17 protein-coding genes are annotated in these 16,745 nt (G+C 75.3%); 12 read left to right on the forward strand and 5 right to left on the reverse strand.

From position 1 onward, the window contains the following. Positions 1-66: 66 nt before the first annotated feature. From IRY44_RS31225 to IRY44_RS05765, 9 genes are all read left to right on the forward strand, one after another. Complete coding sequence (locus IRY44_RS31225) at positions 67-513, forward strand: thioredoxin family protein (protein ID WP_269697047.1); 447 nt, start codon at positions 67-69, stop codon at positions 511-513. Between the two features lie 114 nt (positions 514-627). Beyond that, on the forward strand, positions 628-1,068 hold the full coding sequence (locus IRY44_RS05730; protein ID WP_194799407.1) for a DUF4395 domain-containing protein: 441 nt from the start codon (positions 628-630) through the stop codon (positions 1,066-1,068). A gap of 43 nt (positions 1,069-1,111) precedes the next feature. Beyond that, positions 1,112-2,899: a hypothetical protein gene (locus IRY44_RS05735; RefSeq protein ID WP_194799408.1), complete on the forward strand. Its 1,788-nt coding sequence runs from the start codon at positions 1,112-1,114 to the stop codon at positions 2,897-2,899. A 292-nt stretch (positions 2,900-3,191) separates the two neighbouring features. After that, positions 3,192-4,826 carry a serine/threonine-protein kinase gene (locus IRY44_RS05740; protein ID WP_194799409.1) on the forward strand — a complete coding sequence of 545 codons (1,635 nt, stop codon included), beginning with the start codon at positions 3,192-3,194 and terminating at the stop codon, positions 4,824-4,826. 54 nt (positions 4,827-4,880) lie between these two features. After that, positions 4,881-5,897 carry a hypothetical protein gene (locus IRY44_RS05745; protein WP_194799410.1) on the forward strand — a complete coding sequence of 339 codons (1,017 nt, stop codon included), beginning with the start codon at positions 4,881-4,883 and terminating at the stop codon, positions 5,895-5,897. Between the two features lie 73 nt (positions 5,898-5,970). Continuing rightward, positions 5,971-6,987 carry a hypothetical protein gene (locus IRY44_RS05750; protein ID WP_194799411.1) on the forward strand — a complete coding sequence of 339 codons (1,017 nt, stop codon included), beginning with the start codon at positions 5,971-5,973 and terminating at the stop codon, positions 6,985-6,987. A 202-nt stretch (positions 6,988-7,189) separates the two neighbouring features. Beyond that, a complete protein-coding gene (locus IRY44_RS05755) occupies positions 7,190-8,422 on the forward strand; it encodes an MFS transporter (RefSeq protein ID WP_194799412.1) in 1,233 nt (410 codons plus the stop codon). Positions 8,423-8,501: 79 nt separating this feature from the next. Next, a complete protein-coding gene (locus IRY44_RS05760) occupies positions 8,502-10,364 on the forward strand; it encodes a transketolase (RefSeq protein WP_194799413.1) in 1,863 nt (620 codons plus the stop codon). A gap of 81 nt (positions 10,365-10,445) precedes the next feature. After that, positions 10,446-10,835, forward strand: coding sequence for a DUF2267 domain-containing protein (locus IRY44_RS05765; RefSeq protein WP_194799414.1), 390 nt, complete (start codon positions 10,446-10,448; stop codon positions 10,833-10,835). An 18-nt stretch (positions 10,836-10,853) separates the two neighbouring features. On the opposite strand, the gene IRY44_RS05770 is transcribed toward IRY44_RS05765, so the two are convergent. Beyond that, the gene (locus IRY44_RS05770; protein WP_194799415.1) at positions 10,854-11,252 is read right to left on the reverse strand and encodes a YchJ family protein; all 399 of its coding nucleotides are present in this window, start codon (positions 11,250-11,252) and stop codon (positions 10,854-10,856) included. A 79-nt stretch (positions 11,253-11,331) separates the two neighbouring features. Between IRY44_RS05770 and IRY44_RS05775 the strand changes: the two genes are divergently transcribed. Continuing rightward, complete coding sequence (locus tag IRY44_RS05775; RefSeq protein ID WP_194799416.1) at positions 11,332-12,333, forward strand: phosphotransferase family protein; 1,002 nt, start codon at positions 11,332-11,334, stop codon at positions 12,331-12,333. Between the two features lie 3 nt (positions 12,334-12,336). Here the strand turns inward: IRY44_RS05775 and IRY44_RS05780 are convergent, their stop codons facing one another. From IRY44_RS05780 to IRY44_RS05795, 4 genes are all read right to left on the reverse strand, one after another. Then, a complete protein-coding gene (locus tag IRY44_RS05780) occupies positions 12,337-12,978 on the reverse strand; it encodes a class F sortase (protein WP_194799417.1) in 642 nt (213 codons plus the stop codon). Between the two features lie 73 nt (positions 12,979-13,051). After that, complete coding sequence (locus tag IRY44_RS05785; RefSeq protein WP_194799418.1) at positions 13,052-13,534, reverse strand: hypothetical protein; 483 nt, start codon at positions 13,532-13,534, stop codon at positions 13,052-13,054. Between the two features lie 243 nt (positions 13,535-13,777). Then, a complete protein-coding gene (locus IRY44_RS05790; protein WP_194799419.1) occupies positions 13,778-14,446 on the reverse strand; it encodes a response regulator transcription factor in 669 nt (222 codons plus the stop codon). Then, the gene (locus IRY44_RS05795; RefSeq protein WP_194799420.1) at positions 14,443-15,546 is read right to left on the reverse strand and encodes a sensor histidine kinase; all 1,104 of its coding nucleotides are present in this window, start codon (positions 15,544-15,546) and stop codon (positions 14,443-14,445) included. The genes IRY44_RS05790 and IRY44_RS05795 overlap by 4 nt, the downstream gene beginning before the upstream one ends. Before the next feature lie 169 nt (positions 15,547-15,715). Here IRY44_RS05795 and IRY44_RS05800 point away from each other — a divergent pair, with 169 nt between their 5' ends. Beyond that, positions 15,716-16,132 (forward strand): DUF6069 family protein, encoded by a 417-nt coding sequence (locus IRY44_RS05800; RefSeq protein WP_194799421.1) that lies wholly within the window; start codon positions 15,716-15,718, stop codon positions 16,130-16,132. A gap of 200 nt (positions 16,133-16,332) precedes the next feature. Continuing rightward, positions 16,333-16,740, forward strand: a complete 408-nt coding sequence (locus IRY44_RS05805) for a YciI family protein (protein WP_194799422.1) — start codon at positions 16,333-16,335, stop codon at positions 16,738-16,740. The last annotated feature ends 5 nt before the right edge of the window (positions 16,741-16,745 follow it).

Genomic DNA, 16,745 nt, shown 5'->3' on the forward strand with positions numbered 1-16,745 from the left:
CGATCTCACGTCCGCTGACCGGGACGGACCATCGTCTTCCGCGACCCGCCGTGGCAGCCTGGGCCGGTGCAGTCGCCCAGCCCGACCGGGATCCTCGTGCTCGTCGCGGTGCTCGCGGCCGCCACCGCGTTCGGCTGGTGGCGCCGCCGCCACGACGGGCGGCTGCGCGCCGTCCGGAAGCGCCCATCGGCCGCCGACGCGCCGCACCTCGCCACCCTCACCGCCCTCGGGGTACGCCCCGGCGAGGTCACGCTGGTGCAGTTCTCCGCACCGGTCTGCGCGCCCTGCCGGGCCGCCCGCCGGGTGCTCGCCGAGGTCGCCGCCCGCCTCGACGGGGTCGCGGTGCGGGAGGTGGGCGTGGACGAACACCTCGACGCGGCCCGGGAACTGGACGTGTGGCGTACCCCGACGGTGCTGGTGGTGGACGCCGCCGGTCGCGTGGTGCGCCGGGCCGCCGGCGTGCCCGACCGCGACGACCTGATCGCCGCGCTCACGGCCGGGGCGGCGCGATGACCGGCGTACGGCTGACCCGCCGCCGGGTGGTGGACCACGGCCGGCTCGCCACGAGCCTCTGTGCGGCGGCGCATCCCGCCTGACCGACCCGCCCCGCACGAACGGACCCATCCCATGCTGCTCGACCCCCGGGGACCGCGCTTCGCCGCCGTCCTCACCACAGTCGTCCTCGCGATCGTCCTCGTCACCGGCTCCGGGCTGCTCCTGCTCGCCCAGGCCCTGGTGTTCGCGCTCACCGCCGTCAACCCGCGCGTCGGCCCGTACGGCCTGCTGTTCCGCGCCCTGGTGGCGCCCCGGCTGGACCCGCCGGCGGAGCTGGAGCCGGTCGCGCCGGTTCGCTTCGCCCAGGTCGTCGGCCTGGCCTTCAGTGTCGTCGGCGCGGCCGGCTGGTTCGCCGGGCTGCCCGCGCTCGGCCTGGCCGCCACCGGCGCGGCGCTGGCCGCCGCGTTCCTCAACGCCGCGTTCGGGCTCTGCCTCGGCTGCGAGGCGTACCTGACGATCCGGCGGCTGGCCGGGCGCCCGCTCGCCGCCCGGGTGGCGGTGCCCCCGCGCTGAGGTTCCGCCCGTACGCTGGCCCCGGGCGGACGGGGGGAGTGGCATGGCGGGTCGCGGGCGGCTGGACCGGCGCAGCGTGCTCGTGGCCGCGGGCGGGCTGGCGGTCGCCGGGATCGGCGTGCCGGTCGGGCTGGCCGCCACGAACGACAGGCCGCCGCCCCCGCCGCGCGGCCGGCGGCCGGTCAGCATGGCGATGCACCTGCACGCCTCGTTCAGCGAGGGCGTGGCCAGCTACGCCGCCCACCTCGACCAGGCCCGGCGCAACGGCGTCGACGTGCTGTGGTGGACCGACCACGACTTCCGGGTCGCCGCCCACGACCACCGCCGGGTCGTCCACTTCGACGGCCCGGAGGAACGCGAGGGCGGCCTGGCCTGGACCTGGCAGCCCGCCACCGAGGGACGGCTGACCGGCTCGGCCGCCGACTTCGTGGACGCGCCGGACGCCCCCGACGGCCCGGGCCGCGCGCTGCGCCTGACCGCCGCCGGTTCCGGCACCCACTGGTACGCGGGCAAGGCGTGGAACTGGACGCACACCTCAAACATCTCCGACACCACACTGCACCTCGACGTACGCCCCGAAGCCGCCGGCCGGGACGCCACGCTCACCGTGGAACTCGCACTGTCGCACCACCCGGCCGGACCCGGGCGGCCCGCCGGGCAGCTCGTGCTGCGCTACCGCCTCGGTGGCGTCGACACGGTCCGGCACACGGTGGACGGCCGGCACGGCACCGTCGAGCTGCCCGCCCCGCCCGGCGCGTGGCGGCGGCACACGTTCGGCCTGCTCGCCGACGTACGGCGGCTCTGGCCCGACATCGTCGCCGGGGACAACTCGCTGCGCGGACTGCGCCTCGGCGTGACGGTGGCCGGTGGCGGGCGCGGCGCCTACCTGGTGGACCGGCTCGTCTTCGACCGCGCCCGCCGCGCCGGCCAGGCGGGCGAGGAGATGCGCGCCGAGGTGCTGCGCGGCTACGACGGCGCGTACCCCGGCGTCACCCACCACCGGGCGTACGAGGTGTCGATGGTGCGGCACCTCAACTGGTTCGGCGGCGACGGCACGCTGCCGCGCTTCCCGTCCCCGCCGTACCGGGACAACGACGTCGACGCCACCGAGCGGATGGTGGAGTTCCTGCACGCGCACGGCGGCGTGGTGTGCTGGAACCACCCGCTGGACGTGGAGCGGCGCGAGTCCCTGGCCCGCCTGCTGGTCAGCCGCGACGCGCTCGGCGTCGACCTGATCGAGATCGGACGCCGGCCGGTCGAGGACCACCTCTGGGCGTACGACGTGGCGGCCCGCAACGCGATCCCGCTCACCGCCGTGGGGGTCACCGACGACCACGACGGCACCGACTGGCGGGCCGGCCGGGACCGCAACGTCACGTCGGTGTGGGCGGCCTCGACCGGCCGGGACGACCTGGTCGCGGCGCTGCGCGCCGGGCAGGCGTGGTTCGCCGACCTGGCCGGCTACCGGGGCGCGCTGGACCTGGAACTGGGCGGCCGCAGCGGGATGGGCGCGCTCGCCGTGCTCACCGAGGACACCGTCACGGTGCGGCTGCGCGCCACCGACCTGCCCGCCGGGGCCACGCTGGAGACGGTCACCGGTGAGGTCGACCGGGCCGGTGTCGCGGACCCGACACCGGCGGTCCGGGTCGATCAGGTGCCCTGGCGGCAGTTGCGGCAGGGCTGGTACGACCTGCCGGTGCGCGTCGGCGCCGGCACGTACGTCCGCACCCAGGTCCGCGACCGCGACGGCGAGATCGTCGGCGCGAGCAACCCGCTCTGGCTGCTCCGCACCCCTCCACCCGCAGGAATCCCCCCACCCCGCCGCCGCTGACCCGCGCCCCGCTACCTCTCCGTCGATCATGAAGTTGGCGGCGATGCCTGTCCTTTTTGTTCCTGTCAACTTCATGATCGACGAGCTGACTGTGGTTGCCGGGGTCTGGTAGTCGTGGCGGTGTGTCCGATACCGACCACCTGTCGTGCCGCGCCGTGCCGCCCGAGCGCCCGGGCGCCGGTCGGCGCCCGGAAGCAGCCGTTGCGGCGATGGCCCGTGGCTGCGCCACGGTGAGAATGACGAGCGAGGCGGCGTCCGACATCCGCCCGTGGGACGCCGTGGAGTCTGTCGCATGAGCGGCTGGGAACTGTCCGGATACACCCCGGTCCGCCGGCTCGGCGCCGGCGCGTCGGGCAGCGTCGTGCTCGCCACCCACGACGCGACCGGCACCCCCGTCGCGATCAAGTACCTGATCCGCGACCTGGGCGAGGACTCGGCGTTCCGGAGCGCGTTCCGCACCGAGGCCCGGCTCCTCGGCGAGATCGACGACCCGCACGTCAGCCGCCTCTACGAGTACGTGGAGAGCCCGCACGGCGCGGCCATCGTGATGGAACTGGTCGACGGTGTCTCACTGCGCCAGATGCTGCGCGAACACGGCCCGACCACACCCGAGGCCGCGCTCTGCGTCCTCAAGGGCTCACTCGCCGGCCTGGCCGCCGCGCACGGCCACGGTGTCGTGCACCGCGACTACAAACCGGAGAACGTGCTGGTCACCGGTGCCGGGCTGAGCAAGCTCGCCGACTTCGGCATCGCCATGCCGATCGGCCAGGGCTCCGACACCACGGTGTCCGGCACGCCCCGCTACATGGCCCCCGAGCAGTGGACCGGTGCCCCGGCAAGCCCCGCGTGCGACGTCTACGCCGCCACCGCCACGTTCTTCGAGTGCCTCACCGGCCGTCCCCCGTACCAGGGACCGGACCTGCTCTCCCTGCGCGACCAGCACGCCAGCGCGCCGATCCCCGCCGAGGCGGCACCCCCGCCGGTGCACGAACTGCTGCGCCACGGCATGGCCAAACGCCCCGACGAGCGCCCGCCGTCCGCCGAGGCGTTCTTGGAACTGCTGGAACGGGTCGCCGGCACCGGCTACGGCCCGGAATGGGAGGAACGCGGGCTGCGCGAGCTGGCCCGGCGGGCAGTGCTGCTGGCCGCGCTGTGGCCGTTCCCGGAGCGGGCCGAGGGCGGCACCGCCGTCGCGCACACCGAACTCGGCACGACCACCACCGGCCGGGGCGGACGGTTCCGCAAGGGCCGCACCCGTACCGCCCTGGCGGCGGGCGCCCTGGTCGCCGCCGTCCTGGCCGGGGGCGCCGGCTACAGCTACGCCGCCCACGACGACACGTCCGCCGCGGGTCCGACCGGCTCCGCGAGCGCCGCCCCCGTCACCACCGGCGCACCCGTACCGGACCCGACCGGCGCCGAGACGCCCAGCCCGTCACCGACACCCGGCCCGTCCACCGTGTCCGCCGCGCCGCCACCACCCGCGCCGTCGGCCACCCCCGACCCGACCGGCACGCCGACCCGCACCGGCACACCCACCCCCAGCGCGTCACGCACCACCAGCCCGCCGCCACCGGACGTGACCGCGCCGGTCGTGGACGGCGTCAGCGCCGACCCGGGCGAGCTGGACCCGAAGGGCTGCCCCTACGGCGCCAAGAGCAGCACCGTCACCGCCACCGTCACCGACGACCGCAGCGGCCCGGCCGCGCTCACAGTCACCTTCGGCTACACAGTCGATGGCGCCACCGGCACGATCCGGATGGCCGCCGCCGGGCGCGGCGTGTTCACCGGCACGCTCGGCCCGCTGTCCACGCCCAGGCGCAGCGCCCGCATCCCCATCCGGGTCACCGCCGCCGACGCCGCCGGCAACGCGACCACCTCGGCGTCACCGGTGTACGTGACGCTCTACCACGACTGCACCCCCGGCTAGGAGTACGACAGTGCCCGCTGCCCCGCACCGCAGCCCGTCCCGGGGACGGTCGGCGTGACCCGCCCCGACGAGCCCACCGAGGCGCTGCCCACCCGCGCCCTGCCGGTCGCTCCCGACGCGGACGCCGCCGACCCCACGGTCCACCTCACCCGGCCCCGATCCGACGCCGACTCGACGATGCCACTTGCCGTCGACCGCGCGGAGCCGACCGTGCACCTGCACCCGGGCCGGGCAGCCGAGGCAGACGAGGAGACGGTTCATCTCCGTGCAGCCACGGCAGCCGGCGAGCCGACGCTGAGCCTGCGTCCGGCTCCGGCGCATCCGACGGACGAGGCGACCGTCCATCTGCGCCAGGGGAACACGACCGGGCAGGCCACCGTCTATCCGCGTCCGACGCCGGGGCCGACCGACCGCCCCGGCGCGGAACCGACCGCGTCGTGGCAGCCCACCACCTCCTGGCAGCCCACCGGCGTCCCACCCCGGCATCACGCCACCGGTGCGGCGGCGACGGGCGCCGGGGCGTACCCGGATCGGACCGGCGACGCGCGGGCGGGGAGCGGCGGGCGGGCGCCCGGCGGCGAGCTGCGCTTCGGGCCGGGCGTACCGGCCACGCCGCCGCCCGCGCCGCCCTGGCCCACCGCACCTCCGATCCGCCCGCGCCCGGTCTGGCGTCGCGTCGTCTCGGTGCTGTCCACGCTGCTCACCGTGGTGCTGCTGCTGGCGGTCGGCCTCTACCTGTGGCAGCGGCTGCGCCCGCTGGAGGTCGAGGGGGTCTCCGTCGCGGTGCCCCGGCCGGCCGGTGTGGCCTGCGAGGTGACGGTCGACGTGGTGGCCACCGTGCGCACCAACGGGCGCGGCGGGACGATCCGCTACCAGTGGTTCCGCTCGGACGCGCCGCCCGGCGCCGTGCTCACCGAACGGGTCGGCAGCGGCCAGCACACCACGGCCCTCACCCTCAAGTGGACGTTCACCGGGGTCGGGACGACCACCGGCATCGCCACCGTCAACATCATCGAACCGACGACGGCGCAGGCCGGCACGCGCGTCGTCTACCGCTGCCCCGGAGGCTGACCGCGTTTCCCCGCACGCGCGTCGGGGTAGCCCCACCCGAACAAACCTGGACCACGCACGTGGAGGCCCTTCGATGAGAGACAACTTCGGGGACGCGGTGGGCGACGCGTTCCGTTCGGTGATGCTGTTCCTGCCCAAGGCGGTCGCGTTCGTCGCGATCCTGGTCGTCGGCTGGCTGATCGCCAAGGCCGTGCTGAAGCTCGTCGACAAGGTGCTGGAGCGGGTCCACTTCGACCGGGCCGTGGAGCGCGGCGGGATCAAGACCGCGCTGGCCCGCTCGAAGTACGACGCCAGCGACATCGTCGCGAAGCTGGCCTACTACGGCGTTCTGCTGGTCACGCTCCAGCTCGCGTTCGGCATCTGGGGCCCGAACCCCATCTCCGACCTGATCGCCGGCGTGATCGCCTGGCTGCCCCGGGCGTTCGTCGCCATCGTCATCGTGGTGGTCGCCGCGGCCATCGCCCGCGCGGTGAAGGACATCATCTCCAGCGCGCTCGGCGGCCTCTCGTACGGCCGGGTGCTGGCGAACCTCGCCTCGGTGTTCATCCTGGGCCTCGGTGTCATCGCCGCGCTCAACCAGATCGGCGTCGCCACCACCGTCACCACCCCGGTGCTGATCGCGGTGCTCGCCACCGTCGGCGGCATCCTGGTCGTCGGTGTCGGCGGCGGGCTGGTCCGGCCGATGCAGAGCCGCTGGGAGAACTGGCTGACCCGGGCCGAGGAGGAGTCGCGCACCATCGCCACGCACGCCCGCGCCTACCAGGCCGGTCGGCGTGACGTCGAGGCCCGCCTGGCCGCCACCGGCCCGTACGCGGATTCCGAGCTGACCCAGCCGGTGAGCCGCGACGCCGAGGCGGACCGCACCCAGCCGGTCCCGGCGTACCCGGGCACCCAGTCGGCCGCCGCCGCGGACGCCACCGGGCCGGTGCCGTCGCAGGCGGGCGTGGAGGCCACGCAGCACATCCCCGCGTACGCGGACTCCGAGCGCACCCAGCCGACCACGCCACGCCAGCCGACGGCCGAGCAGGCCGCGGACAGCGAGGCCACCATGGTCATTCCGCAGGCCGACGTGGACAAGTTCCGCCGCTGACCCGACAGCAGCGACGAATCGGGGCGGGACCGCACGGTCCCGCCCCGATCGCGTGCCCGCCGGGACCACCCGACCGCCTCTCGGCGGATAGGATCCCGGCATGACCTGGCGATGTTGATGCCTTTCTGAACGACGAGCCCGCGGGCCGCCGCGGACGCCGTGCTTTCCGACCGGTGTCCGTCACGCCCCGTGGGAAGGTTCCGTGCTCGTCGCTCCTGCCCGCGTGCCCGCGACCCGCCGTCTGGCGGCGACGCTCTACGGGTACGCGTTCCTCACCGACCTCGTCCTGCTCTACCCGCTCTACGTGCTGCTGTTCGCCGACACCGGGTTGTCGGTCGGGCAGATCTCCTCGCTGTTCGTGCTCTGGGCGGCCGCCGGCATCGTGCTGGAGGTGCCCTCCGGCGTATGGGCCGACGCGGTGTCGCGCCGCCTGCTGCTCTGCCTCGCGCCGCTGCTGGCCGCCGCCGGGTTCGCACTCTGGGTGCTGCTGCCGTCCTATCCGGCGTTCGCCGCCGGCTTCCTGCTCTGGGGCGCCGGGGGCGCGCTGCGCTCCGGCGCGCTGGAGGCGCTCGTCTTCACCGAGCTGCAACGCCTCGGCGCGGCCGACAGGTATGCCCGGCTGATCGGCCGGACCCGCACCGCCGAGGTGCTCGGCGCGGTCGGCTCGGGGGTGCTCGCCGGGCCGGTGTTCGCGCTCGGCGGCTACCTCGCCGTCGGCGCGGCGAGCGTGGCGGCGTGCCTGCTGGCGGCTGCTGTCGCGGCCCGCTTCCCGGAACACCGCCCGCCGCCGACCCCGAGCGCCGCACCGGACGGGCCGCGCGCGGGCGACGAGCCGCGGGAGGAGCAGGGTGACGATGAGCCCGGCTGGCTGGACAGCCTGCGCGTGGGCCTGCGCGAGGTGCGGGCCAACCGCCGCGTCCGCGCCGCCGTGCTGCTGGTCGCGGCGGTCACCGCGATCTGGGGCGGGCTCGACGAGTACACCGGCCTGCTGGCCGCCGACGTCGGCATGGCCGAGGTGGGCGTACCGCTGCTGCTCCTGCTGGTCTGGGCCGGGATGACTGTGGGCGGGCTGCTCGCGCCGCTGGGCGAGCGGCTGTCCCACCGCGGGTACGCCGGTCTGCTGGTGTTCGCGGCCGCGGCGACCGCTGCCGGGGCGCTGCTGCGGCACTCGGCGGGGTTCGTGCTGCTGGCGGCGGCGTTCGCCGCGTTCCAGCTCGCCACCGTGCTCGCCGACGTGCGGCTCCAGGCCCGGATCGCCGGGCCGGCCCGGGCCACCGTCACGTCGCTGGCCGGGATGGCCACCGACCTGACCGTCGTCGTCTTCTACGGCGGGTACGGGCTGCTCGCCGGCGCGGTGGGCAACCCGGCGGCGTTCGCGGTCGCGGTGCTGCCGTACCTGCTGGTGGCGCTCTGGCTGCTCACCGGTCGAGCATGAATCGCCAGAAAGGGGACCAATGGTCGCGTGCGCGGCCTAGCGTGAGTGCGGACATCGGCGACCCCGGGAGACGATCGCGGTGACGTTGGAAGCAGAGCGCACGCTGCGCGACGAGGAGCTGACCGGGCTGGCGGACCTGGCCGCCCAGCTACGGGTGGACGCGATCAGGTGCAGCACGATGGCCGGCTCCGGGCATCCCACGTCCAGCCTGTCCGCCGCCGACCTGCTCGCCGTGCTCGTCGCCCGGCACCTGCGCTACGACTGGTCCTACCCGGGCAACCCCGGCAACGACCACCTGATCTTCTCCAAGGGACACGCCTCCCCACTGCTGTACGCGGTGTTCCGCGCCACCGGCGCGATCAGCGAGCAGGAGCTGCTGGAGACGTACCGGCGATCCGGGTCGCGCCTGCAGGGCCACCCCACGCCGGTGCTGCCCTGGGTGGACGTCGCCACCGGCTCGCTCGGGCAGGGACTGCCGGTCGGCGTCGGGGTGGCGCTCGCCGCCCAGTACCTCGACCGGTCGCCCGCGCACGTCTGGGTGCTCTGCGGCGACAGCGAGACCGCCGAGGGCTCGGTGTGGGAGGCGCTGGACAAGGCCGGCCACTACGGGCTGCGCAACCTCACCACGATCGTGGACGTCAACCGGTTCGGCCAGCGCGGCCCCACCGAGCTGGAGTGGGACCTGGACACCTACCGGCGGCGCGTCGAGGCGTTCGGCTGCCGGGCGATCGTGGTCGACGGCCACGACCTGGGCGCGATCGACGAGGCGTACGGGCAGGCCCGCGACGCGACCGGGCCGACAGTGGTCCTGGCCCGTACGGTCAAGGGCAAGGGCGTACCCGCGGTGGAGAACGACCCGTCCTGGCACGGCAAGCCGTTCGACCCGGAGCTGGCCGATCGGGCCGTCCGGGCGCTCGGCGGGCCCCGGCGCATCCGGGTCGCCGGACCGAAACCACCGGCCGCGCCGCGCACCGCCCCGGCCGAGCACGGGCAGCCGGAGCTGCCGCGATACGAGCGTGGCGCGAAGGTCGCCACGCGGGACGCGTACGGTGACGCGCTGCGCGCCCTCGGCGCCGCCCGGCCCGACGTGGTCGCGCTCGACGGCGAGGTCAGCGACTCCACCCGGGCGGAGCGCTTCGCCACCGCGTACCCGGATCGGTTCTTCCAGATGTTCATCGCCGAACAGCAGCTCACCGCCGCGGCGGTGGGCCTGGCGGTGCGCGGCTACCGGCCGTTCGCGGCGACGTTCGCCGCGTTCTGGTCCCGGGCCTACGACTTCATCCGGATGGCCGGGGTGTCCCGGGCCGACATCGCGCTGGTCGGGTCGCACGCCGGGGTGGAGATCGGCGCGGACGGCCCGTCCCAGATGGGGCTGGAGGACATCGCCGCGCTGCGGGCCGTGCCCGGCTCCACGGTGCTCTGCCCGGCCGACGCGGTCTCCTGCGCGGCCCTCGTCGCCCAGATGCCCGACCACCCGGGCATCACCTACCTGCGCACCACGCGTGGCAAGTACCCGGTGCTCTACGACGACGCCGAGCCGTTCCCGATCGGCGGCAGCCGGATGGTGCGCGACGGCGGCGACGTGGCGCTGCTCGGCACCGGCGTGACGGTGCACCTGTGCCTCGCCGCCGCCGACGAACTGACCCGCGAGGGCATCGACGCCCGGGTGATCGACATGTACTCGATCAAGCCGGTGGACCGGCAACGCCTGGCCGAGACCGTCGTGGAGACCGGCGGGCGGCTGGTAGTGGTCGAGGACCACTACCCGGAAGGTGGGTTGGGCTCCGCGGTGCTGGAGGCGCTCGCCGACCTGGGCGAACCGGCCCGGGTCAACCACCTGGCGGTACGCGGGCTGCCCGGTTCCGGCACCCCTGCCCAGCAGTTCGACCGGGCCGGTATCGGCGTCGGCGCGATCGTCTCGGCGGCGCGGGCCCTGGCCTGAGCGCCTGTTCGCCGGGGCCGGCGGTGTTTGCGGCGGCCGGCGGCGGGTAGCCACGCTGCCGTTGCGACGGGAGGACGGACGATGGCCGAACCGGAGTTCTACGCGCGGGTGTCCGCCCGCGCCGGCGTGCCGGTCGAGACGGCCCGCGCGCTGACCGAGGCGACGCTGCGCACGCTCGCCGAACGGATCAGCGGCGGCGAGGCCGACGACCTGTCCGCGCACCTCGCGCACGAGCTGCGTCCGCTGCTGGCCCGCGCCCGGGTCGAGGACCCGGAGGTCTTCGGGTACGACGAGTTCCTGCGCCGGGTCGCCGAGCGCTCCGGCGCGACCCCGTCCGACGCCGAGCGCGGCGCGCGGGCGGTGTTGCAGGCGCTGCACCGGGTGATCGGGCCGGCCCAGTTCAACCGCGCGCTGTCCCAGCTACCCCGCGAGATCGCCGAGCTTGCCCAGCCCACCCCCCGCCCGGCCTGACCGCGCCCGGCCTGACCGTCACTCGGGCAGTGCGTCCAGATAGACCCAGCGGCCGTCCTCGCGGGCGAAGCGGCTGTGCTCGGCCAGCACGCCCGCCCGGCCACTCTCGCGGTAGTGCGCCCGGAACCGGACCGTACCGGCGCTGTCGAACAGGCCGCCCTGCCCGGTCTCCACGATCTCCAGCCGGGTCCAGCGGGTGCCCGGGTCCAGCTCCAGCCGCTCGGGGCGGGTGCTGGAGTGCCAGCTGTGCCGCAGGTACGCGGCGTCGCCGAGCGCGAACGCGCTGAACCGGGACCGCATCAGCGCCTCCGCGGTCGCCGCCGTCGCCTCGCCCCGGTGGACCGGGGCGCAGCAGTCCGCGTACGGCCGGCCGGTGCCGCACGGGCACACCGCCGGACTTTGACCCCGTTTCGCCATGCCACGATTCTCCCAAGCGCCGGGGCGGTGCCCAGCAGGGGCCCTTCCCGGCACCTCGACGCACTAGGCTCCCCGGACCATGAGCGTGAGTCCTACTCAGCGTGCTCTCGACCCCGCGCAGGTCCGCCGCTACCTCACCGCCTCGCTCGGATCCGGCGCCGAGGTGGCCGACTGCGGGCCGCTGACCGGTGGCGGCTTCGCCGCCGTCTGGTGGGTACGCCTCACCGACGGCCGCGAGGTGGTGCTCAAGGTCGGTCCGCCGCCGCACGTGCCGTTGCTGCGCTACGAGCGGGACATGATCGGCGCGGAGGCGCACTACCTGCGCCTGGTGGCCGACCGCGCACCGGGGGTGCCGACGCCGGCGCTGCTGCGGCACGGAACCGACCCCGAGCTGGGCGACTGGCTGCTCATGGCGCGGCTACCGGGTCGTACCCTCTGGGACCTGAGCCAGGCCGGCGCGGACGTCGGTCCGCTGCGCGCCGAGTTCGGCCGCGCGCTCGCCGCGCTGCACACGGTCACCGGCGAGCGGTACGGCTACGACGGCGACCGGGCCTCCGGCGCGACGTGGCGGGACGCGTACACGGCGATGGTGGACGACATGCTCGCCGATGCCGCGGATTGGGCGGTGCCGCTGCCGGTGCCCGCCTCCCGGATCCGGGAGCTGGTGGCGCGGCACGCGGCGGTGCTCGACGCGGTCGACCGCCCGGCGCTGCTGCACTTCGACGGCTGGGCCGGGAACGTGCTCGCCGTCGACGGGCCGGACGGCACGCCGCGCCTGAGCGGCCTGGTCGACGGCGAGCGGTACCTGTGGGGTGACCCGCTGATGGACCTGGTGTCGCCGCTGCTGTTCCGCCGCGCCGAGGACGAGCCGGACGACCCGCTGGTGCGCGCCTACCGGGCGGCGGCGCCGTTCCCGCTCGACGCCGGGGCGCGGCGGCGGCTCGGGCTCTACCGGCTCTACCTCTACCTGCTGATGACCGTCGAGATGCCCAGCCGGAACATCACCGCCGACAACGACCCGGGCCGGGTGGAGCTGCTGGCGGAACTCCTCGGCGCGGAGCTGGCCGACCTGGCGGACTGAGCGTCACCGGGTCGCGGTGGCGAAGACGACGATGTTGTCCGGGTAGCTGCCGGTGCGCGGGTCGAACCGCCCGCCGCACGTGATCAACCGGAGCCGCGCCGCCGCGTCGCCGCCGTAGACCCGCGCGGTGGGGAAGCGCTCCTTCGGGTACGCCCCGACGCCGTCCACAGTGAACGTCGCGGTCCGGCCGTCGGCCCGCAGCACCCGGATCGTGTCGCCGCCGCGCAGCCGCCCGAGGTCGAAGAAGACCGCCGGGCCGTGCTGCGAGTCGACGTGCCCGACCAGCACCGCGTTGCCGGCCTGGCCGGGGGCGGGACCGGGGTGGTACCAGCCGGTGACCTCCGGGCGGTCCAGCGGTGGCACCTCGAGCGCGCCGTCCGCGTCGGTGGCGACCGGGACGATCTCGGCGTCGACGCCGATGCGCGGGACGGTGACCCGGACCGGCGTGGACCGGGGGAGCGCCGGACCTGCCGTACCCGGCCGTTCGGTGGCGGGCGCGGCGGAGACGCCGGGCTGCGGTGGTGACGCCGATGTGGTGCCGAGCCCGGCCGAGACCAGGCCGGTGCCGGTGGCGGCGGCGACGGTGACGGCGGTGACCAGGACGGCGGTGTGCAGGCGCGACCGGCGCTGCGACTCCGACAGCATCCCACCTCCGTTCGACGGAGACGCGGCGCCCGCGCCGGAGCATCCGGCGCGGGCGGACCGCCCGGCGAGCCGGTCAGGCTACGGCGTCCGCGCGGCGCCGGCGGATGACCGCGTACGCGCCACCGGCGAGCGCCCCGGCGGCCAGCACGCCACCGGCGATCAGCACTCCGGTGTCGCCGTCGCGCCCGCCGCCACCGGCCTGCGCACCACCGATCGGCGTGACGGTGAACGTGGCGCTGCCGCCGTCGCTGCCGTCGCCGCAGGTGGTGGCCACGGTGTACGTGCCGAGCGTGAACCCGGCGGTGAACAGTTCGGCGCTCAGGCCACCGCCCGCGGCCGCAGTGGTGGACCGGACGTTCTGGTCCCGGTCCGGGCCGGTGACCCGGAAGATCGCGTCACCGGCGTTCGGGTTGCACGTGGTGGTCAGCACGACGGTGCCGCCGACCGGGGTGGTGGCGGGTGAGACTCTGGTGTCCGCCAGCGCGGCGGCCGGGAGCAGCAGTGCGCCGAGGCCCACGCCGAACGCCGCCGATCCGAGAAATGACTGTGCCTTCATCCGCGTCTTCCCTCACTTTTCGTCCGCTGTAGGCGTGGGACGTCGTTCGGGTGGCCAACTCCGTGACGAGCACCGGTGTGGCCAACACTAGGAGGGTTGCGGCGGTCACTGGGGGTAATTGAGAAATCTTCGTTGCCGTCCGGTGTGCTCCCTGCCGCCGCGAGACGGCGGACATGCCGGGCCAGGCCGGGCGGCGAACCGTCCCGGTTCGGTACGTCTGGGTCCGCTGTCCGGTTCGGTTGCCTACCGGACCGGCGGCTCCGGCCGGACCAGTCCGGTGTCGTACGCGAGCACCACCGCCTGGATCCGGTCGCGCAGGCCCAGCTTGGTGAGGATCGCCGAGACGTGGGTCTTCACGGTGGCGGTGCTCAGGTGCAGCCGGGCGGCGATCTCCGCATTGGACAGTGCCCGCGCGGTGAGCGTCAGCACCTCCCGCTCGCGCGCGGTCAGCACGGCGAGCACGTCGCCGGTGGGCGCGGGCGCGGGCAGGCGTTCGGCGTACCGGTCCAGCAGCCGCCGGGTCACTGTGGGCGCGAGCAGGGCCTCGCCGCGCGCCACCACGCGTACCGCCTCGGCGAGGTCGGCCGGGCGGGTGTCCTTGAGCAGGAACGCGCTCGCCCCGGCGCGCAGCGCGGCGTAGACGTGTTCGTCCAGGTCGAACGTGGTCAGCATGACCACCCGGGCCGGGTTGCCGGCGGCCACCAGGTCCCGGGTGGCCGCGATGCCGTCGCGCCGGGGCATCCGCACGTCCATCAGCACCACGTCCGGCCTCGTCCGCGTCGCCACCGCGACCGCCTCGACGCCGTCGGCGGCCTCGCCGACCACGCTCAGGTCGGGCCGCGCGTCGAGGACTGTGCGCAGCCCGGCGCGGATCAGCTCCTGGTCGTCGGCGACCACCACCCGCACGGTCACCGGCCCGCTCCGACCGGCAGTCGCGCGTGGACCCGGAACCCGCCGGCCGGCAGCGGGCCGGCGTCCAGCGTGCCGCCGAGCAGCCGGGCCCGCTCCCGCATGCCGACGATGCCGCGCCCGGTGGGCGTACCGGGCCGGCGGGCGGGCGCCGGGCCGTCGTTGACGACCTCCAGCCGCAGTACGCCGTCGCGGTAGTGGACGTCCACGTCGGCGCGGGTGGCGTGCCCGTGGCGCAGCGCGTTCGTCAGTGACTCCTGCACGATCCGGTACGCCGACAGCTGCACCCCGCCGGGTAGCGCCTCGCCGTCGCCCTCCCGGTGCAGCGTCACCGGCAGACCGACCGCCCGTACCGCGTCGGCGAGCGCGTCGAGCTGCGCCAGCCCCGGCTGTGGCCCGCCCTGCTCGGACCCGTCGTCGACGGCGAGCGCGTGCAGCATGGACCGTAGTTCGGTCAGCGCCGACCGGGCCGCCGTGTCGATCGCGGCGAGCGCGGCCCGGGCCTGCGCCGGGTGCTCGTCGAACACGTCCTCGGCGGCGCCGGCCTGCACCGCGATGACCGCGACGTGGTGCGCCACCACGTCGTGCAGTTCCCGGGAGATGCGTTCCCGCTCGGCCGCCAGCACCTGCCGTTCCCACGCGCAGCGCCGTTGCGCCTGGCCCCGTTGCAGTTCGCCGAGCGTCCAGCTCAGGGCCAGCGCGGTCACCGCCAGCAGCAGGTCCCGCCAGCCGCCGGTGACCAGCTTCCACGGTGTGGGCGCCAGCAGCAGTCCGAGTGCGACGAGCGAGTACCGGGGCGGGCGCAGCCGGGCCACGTACGCCATCGGGATGGCGACCAGGCCGAGCCAGCCGAGCTGCGGGCAGAGCGCCTCCAGGCCGACGCCCGCGAGCGCGGCGACGCCGGCGGCGTACCCCGGGTGGCGCCGGATCCACAGCAGACAACTCGCCTGCGCGACGGCGAGGCCGACCGCGACGGCGGTCGCGCCGGGCGTGTCCGGGCCGGCGTCGGAGGCCAGTAGCGCGAGCAGGCACACGGCGAGGCTCGCGGTGGCGATGCCGCCGTCGAGCAGCAGCAGGAACCGGGACCGGGACGCGCACCTCATGTCCGGATGCTAGGCCGCCGGTCCACCGCTTCTCATCGGTCGCCGGACGGAGATCCGGGCCGGTGGTCGGTCCGGCGGCGGAGCCGGGAACCGCTCCGTGGCCCGATCCGCGCGGCGGCAGGCCGGACCTAGCGTTTCCGGCAGTCGTCCCGATGTGGAGGAGTCACCGATGGAGACCACGATCCCGACCGTCGCCGCCCGCCCGAACCGCCGCCGGGACCGTCTGCTCGCGGTGTTCGCGGCGACCGTCGCCGCGCTGCTGGGATGGGTGGTCGCGGTACCGGTCGCCGGGGTGGAGCTGATAACGCGCAGCGGCTCCGCCGACCAGCGGGTGACGCCGGTGGCGGTGGTGGTGAGCACGCTGCTAGCCGGGCTGGCCGGCTGGGCGCTGCTGGCCCTGCTGGAGCGGCTCACCGCCCGCGCCCGGACGGCCTGGACGGTGGTCGCGGGCCTGGTGCTGCTGGTGTCGCTGCTCGGGCCGCTGGGCGGGGGAGTGGGGGGCGCGGCGACGCTGACGCTGGTGGCGCTGCACCTGGTCGCGGGCGCGGTGCTGATCACCGGCCTGCGCCGGACCGCCGCCCGCTGACGGCCGGGCGATCCGCTGACGGGTCCGGGCCGCCGCGACGGGGGCGGGCGGCTCGGACCACTAGAACCAGCCTCCTAGGATGCCCTACACGAGGTGACGCCCGAAATTCCTCCGCCACCGATGTCGAGAACGGACGGGCAGCTTCGTCCCCGGAGTGAACGCGGCCAGAATGGACCGCACGACTCCACGAGGAGACACTCATGAAGTACCTGCTCCTGAAGCACTACCGCGGCGGCCCGACTCCGGTCACCGACATGCCGATGATCGACAAGTGGACGCCGGAGGAGATCTCCGCGCACGTGAACTACATGCAGGAGTTCGCGGCGCGGCTCCAGGAGAGCGGCGAGTACGTCGACGGCCAGGCGCTCGCCCCGGAGGGCACGTTCGTCCGCTACGACGGCGAGGGACGCCCGCCGGTCACCGACGGCCCGTTCGCCGAGACGAAGGACCTCATCGCCGGCTGGATGGTGATCGACGTGGACAGCTACGAGCGCGCGCTCGAACTGGCCGGTGAGCTGTCGGCCGCGCCGGGGCAGGGCGGCAAGCCGATCCACGAGTGGCTGGAGCTGCGCCCGTTCCTGACCGCGCCGCCGACCATCACCGAGTGATCCGT

The sequence above is a fragment of the Micromonospora sp. ANENR4 genome (assembly GCF_015354395.1).
In the GTDB taxonomy this organism is placed as follows: Bacteria; Actinomycetota; Actinomycetes; order Mycobacteriales; family Micromonosporaceae; genus Micromonospora; species Micromonospora aurantiaca.

Bases quoted from the DNA above. Each gene is read 5' to 3' on its own strand.
- IRY44_RS05730 (WP_194799407.1), top strand. From the start codon at position 628: ATGCTGCTCGACCCCCGGGGACCGCGCTTCGCCGCCGTCCTCACCACA.
- IRY44_RS05735 (WP_194799408.1), top strand. From the start codon at position 1,112: ATGGCGGGTCGCGGGCGGCTGGACCGGCGCAGCGTGCTCGTGGCCGCG.
- IRY44_RS05740 (WP_194799409.1), top strand. From the start codon at position 3,192: ATGAGCGGCTGGGAACTGTCCGGATACACCCCGGTCCGCCGGCTCGGC.
- IRY44_RS05750 (WP_194799411.1), top strand. From the start codon at position 5,971: ATGAGAGACAACTTCGGGGACGCGGTGGGCGACGCGTTCCGTTCGGTG.
- IRY44_RS05765 (WP_194799414.1), top strand. From the start codon at position 10,446: ATGGCCGAACCGGAGTTCTACGCGCGGGTGTCCGCCCGCGCCGGCGTG.
- IRY44_RS05770 (WP_194799415.1), bottom strand. From the start codon at position 11,252: ATGGCGAAACGGGGTCAAAGTCCGGCGGTGTGCCCGTGCGGCACCGGC.
- IRY44_RS05775 (WP_194799416.1), top strand. From the start codon at position 11,332: ATGAGCGTGAGTCCTACTCAGCGTGCTCTCGACCCCGCGCAGGTCCGC.
- IRY44_RS05780 (WP_194799417.1), bottom strand. From the start codon at position 12,978: ATGCTGTCGGAGTCGCAGCGCCGGTCGCGCCTGCACACCGCCGTCCTG.
- IRY44_RS05785 (WP_194799418.1), bottom strand. From the start codon at position 13,534: ATGAAGGCACAGTCATTTCTCGGATCGGCGGCGTTCGGCGTGGGCCTC.
- IRY44_RS05795 (WP_194799420.1), bottom strand. From the start codon at position 15,546: ATGAGGTGCGCGTCCCGGTCCCGGTTCCTGCTGCTGCTCGACGGCGGC.
- IRY44_RS05800 (WP_194799421.1), top strand. From the start codon at position 15,716: ATGGAGACCACGATCCCGACCGTCGCCGCCCGCCCGAACCGCCGCCGG.
- IRY44_RS05805 (WP_194799422.1), top strand. From the start codon at position 16,333: ATGAAGTACCTGCTCCTGAAGCACTACCGCGGCGGCCCGACTCCGGTC.